Source organism: Bacillus sp. SD075, assembly GCF_017355165.1.
GTDB lineage: Bacteria > Bacillota > Bacilli > Bacillales > DSM-1321 > Peribacillus.
This window is the reverse complement of sequence record NZ_JADILK010000096.1, coordinates 1-3294: the sequence shown is the minus strand read 5'-3', so window position 1 is coordinate 3294 and position 3294 is coordinate 1. Positions and strand designations below refer to the sequence as shown.

The 3294-nt window shown below is 36.2% G+C and carries 4 protein-coding genes; all 4 read left to right on the top strand.

Translation table 11 applies throughout. The annotated features are described in order from the left end of the window. Window positions 1-296 precede the first annotated feature (296 nt). Entirely contained in the window at window positions 297-521 is a 225-nt protein-coding gene (locus tag IOC57_RS26260; protein WP_286185188.1) for a hypothetical protein, read from the top strand. A gap of 627 nt (window positions 522-1148) precedes the next feature. After that, window positions 1149-1394, top strand: coding sequence for a ParB N-terminal domain-containing protein (locus IOC57_RS25360; RefSeq protein WP_207441348.1), 246 nt, complete (start codon window positions 1149-1151; stop codon window positions 1392-1394). 479 nt (window positions 1395-1873) lie between these two features. Then, window positions 1874-2752, top strand: coding sequence for an acyltransferase (locus tag IOC57_RS25355; RefSeq protein WP_207441347.1), 879 nt, complete (start codon window positions 1874-1876; stop codon window positions 2750-2752). Window positions 2753-3025: 273 nt separating this feature from the next. Then, window positions 3026-3202: a hypothetical protein gene (locus IOC57_RS25350; protein WP_207441346.1), complete on the top strand. Its 177-nt coding sequence runs from the start codon at window positions 3026-3028 to the stop codon at window positions 3200-3202. The last annotated feature ends 92 nt before the right edge of the window (window positions 3203-3294 follow it).

Here is a 3294-nt window from a genome sequence, read left to right as displayed (position 1 = left end):
ATTAGTTGAATAACAATTGAGCTATCATCCCTCAAAAACTGGACTGTTTTTAAAATTAGGAAAGATAACTTCTGAGGTGAGTTTTATGAAAATGCTATATATATTGATTATGACCATTCCGATGTTGTTTTTTTTGTTCAATTCAAGGATACGCACAACCTAAAGAATGCCCTGTGTTAAGTGAATTAGAGAAAACATCGATTAAGGATAAAAAAGAGGTAATAAAAGCGTTAAATACTTTAATGGCCACTTAGTATATATGTCAGGAAAATCATCTATTCCAGTTCCATAAGTTTTTGGATGTAGTAACAGCCAAACCTTTTCCCGAAACAGTTGGCAATAAAGATGAAGAAGACTATTTTGGAATGGCAAAGACCTTTTGCGGCAAAGAAATTGCTGAAAAATCGTGGCTTGTGCGTTTAGATTTCCCCAAAGCACCTGGAGCTAACTTAGGCCAAGGTCAAATATTTTTAGCTAAAAGTAAGGAAAAAGGATGGGTTGTTTGGTTTCAATACCATTAAACTGCTATTCCTTATAGAACGAACGGGGCAGGTTAGTGGAATAAGGAATATGGTCAATGATATTTACGGAGGAAAATGACTTCAAATAAAAACATTCCAAATATCCCCTCTAAATGGTGATACACTATAAAAAAGGAGGGCAATTCAGATTGGGAGTTCAAATTTAGGAACGGTGCTATTGTGCTACCCCCTTTACACATTCCGATTATCGCAATAATTAGTATTTTCCTTTTAGTAAGGTGGAGCAAGCAGTTAGAAACACGACGATTTACGATTTTCTTTTACTTTCTGGTAAGCACTTACATTGCACCGATTTTTTCTCGCAGTACAAAAGAAGGTGTCTTTCAGCTATGGGTTCCGTTGGGGTTTATATTAGTTTTCTTTTACTTGTTTCGCAGTAAAAGAAACCATCCATCTAAAATGAAAGCGTGTATTTTAGGACTTTGCATAGCATTATATCCGTTAATTCTTCAATAGGTTAGGTAGTTTTGGTATTCCACTAAAGCGCCATGAGAAGGTTGTCAAATGGCGGCATTAGGACGATAACAGGGAGAATAGCTGATTATATTGTTCTTATAACAGGTGAATAAAGAATATAATTAGACTTCAGATAGGGTGAAAATAAAAATGAAATCAGATGAAACAGAAGAGTTTATTTTACTAAATCAGATTGTTGTAACGGAAGAGTTTTTAAATTCGAATCCGAGTGTTGAAAAAACACAACAAGTCTTAAATCATGTTAAACGGACAGGCTCCTTAGATGAACCCATTACGATAAATAGGGATACAAAGATCCTTAGGGACGGTTACAGACGCTATATTGCAGCCCAAAAGGTGGGGATGGAGCTAGTCCCTATTATTTATGAGAAATAGGCTTTTACATAATCAAAAATGGAAAAAAGGAAGAAATCCCCTGAAATCAAAAGTTTCGGGGGGTTCTTCCTATACGTTCGTTTAATGTAAACCAGAACCATCCAGCAGCCACTGAACAATTAACTAACTGGTGGCGTTAGCTTAAAATCAAGGAAGTTTTTCCTTTATGCAATTAACCGGGCAGTATAGGAAATAAGACAAGAGGTAAATTAATCATAGGTGATTCCATATGTGGTACTAAATTCTGTTTTTACTGGTCATGGCGTTATCAACCATTTCCACAACTTCACGACTATCTACTAGCAATTATCCATTTTGATTTATAACCTTTAGTTCATGTACCATTACCATTTCCCTTTTTCGTAAATCCGAGGCTTTAGCTCTACATCTCCTCAGGTTTACTTAGGCGGTCTTTTTATTGAGCAAAAAACGATGTATAATGAAAACGATTTCAACACTTTAAAAGTGGGTGTGGAAGGATGGAGAATATTTCTAATGTATTGCAGAGACCGGAAACGAATAATGAGATACTCTTTATAGGAAATACCGAAGAGGAGATTTCGTTTGTGAATAGTAAAATCAAATTTTTGGGTGAAGGAAATCGGTTAATTATCGAACGTGGAGCCAAATTTAAAAATACAACGCTAAATTTTAATGGCAACAACTCACTCATAGTAATTGGGAAATCCAACCGCAATGCAACGATGAGCGTCAATGTTTGGAATGACAATACATTTTTCCTTGGTCGCAACTATTCATTTAATGGAACAGCGAGATTTATTCTTTCTGAGCAAAAGAATTTATTCATCGGTGATGATAATATGTTTTCAAGCGGTGTAGTCGTTCGTTTGGCGGATCCACATTTGATATACGATGGAACAACTCGAAAACGGATAAACTCAACCAAGAGTGTGTATGTAGGTGACCACATTTGGATTGGGCAGGACGTCATGATTCTAAAAGGAGTAGAAGTTGGTACAGGTTCCATTTTAGGTGCAAAGTCACTCGTGACAAAATCGCTCCCATCAAATGTATCAGCTGCAGGAACTCCTGCACGTGTGGTGCGGAAAAATGTTTTTTGGGCACGTCCTTCTGTCCATGCATATACTGAAAAAGAAACAGCAGAATCGCAAAAATTCCCAGATGAGCGTTTTGTTTATACGCCAGAAGGCTCAACAGCAAAACATTTTGCAAAAATACAAGAACAGCTAAATAACGCAACTTCTGTAGAAGAGAAGACTGACATATTAACGCCTTATCTTGATGTAACAAGTAAGAATCGTTTCTTTCTTCCTGTGCCTCATGAGAAAAAGAAACGATTTCTCGAACGAATCTTTCGCAAAGGAGGCAAGGGGTAGCACTGAAAAACTCATATTTTATATACGGTAAAAATAAGACTAGAAAAGCAATTTGAAATAAAAGAAACACACAAAATTATAAGGATAGGGTTCCCGCCACTAGAAACAAGAGTTGCCGTAACTGGATCTGATACAAAACTTCAAAGTGCTGGGAGTGGATCCCAATATAGAATGATTAGTAAGTTAGAGCATAAATTGCTTAATGCAAGGAAAGTAAAAAAATACGGGTATTTTGTTGACAATAAAAAGTCTGGGTCTTTCTAAAATCAGCTGATGAAAAAAGTTGATCCCATCTTTGAGGTATCAGGTGACGATGATGAATACATCATGGTTTTTGCTCCTGTCAAGAACCGTCAAGACTGCATTCTTGAAGTTGGTAATGATATAAAGATTCCACTAACAAATAAAAAATGGTTCGTTTTAGCTGCCAATGGCAGCTTTTTTGAATGAAAAGAAAAGGCGTTTCAAACCAACAACTCCATATTAAAGGACTAACATTAGTCTAATAGGAAACAAAAAAGGTTCGCTTATTAGCGAACCTT